The organism is Exiguobacterium sp. s11 (assembly GCF_018619015.1).
Taxonomy (GTDB): Bacteria; Bacillota; Bacilli; order Exiguobacteriales; family Exiguobacteriaceae; genus Exiguobacterium_A; species Exiguobacterium_A indicum.
On record NZ_JACSNF010000015.1, the window covers coordinates 1 to 472 of the forward strand.

The 472-nt window shown below is 49.4% G+C and carries 1 rRNA gene; it reads right to left on the reverse strand.

The window, feature by feature from the left end:
• A 23S ribosomal RNA gene (locus KNQ12_RS16880) occupies positions 1-264 on the reverse strand; the annotation flags it as partial.
• Between the last annotated feature and the right edge of the window lie 208 nt (positions 265-472).

A 472-nucleotide genomic window follows, 5' to 3' on the forward strand; every position in this document is an offset into this window, starting at 1 on the left:
CCGTTTCGCTCGCCGCTACTCAGGGAATCGCATTTGCTTTCTCTTCCTCCGGGTACTTAGATGTTTCAGTTCCCCGGGTCTGCCTCACGCTACACTATGTATTCATGTAACATGTCCCATCCCATTACGGATGGTGGGTTCCCCCATTCGGAAATCTTCGGATCAAAGCATACTTACTGCTCCCCGAAGCATATCGCTGTTCGTCGCGTCCTTCATCGGCTCCTAGTGCCAAGGCATCCACCGTACGCCCTTCATACCTTGATCTAGCGTTGGTATTCTAAGAACACACGTCTTAAATGACATGGTTAATTAAAAGTTTGATGTCTTGTTGATGTCTTCAGTTTTCAAGGTGCGAGTGTCTCTTTCGAGACGTGAGAGACGAGCTCTCAAAACTGAACGATGGGCATGTCCCGTAAGGGACGTTTTCCTTAGAAAGGAGGTGATCCAGCCGCACCTTCCGATACGGCTACCT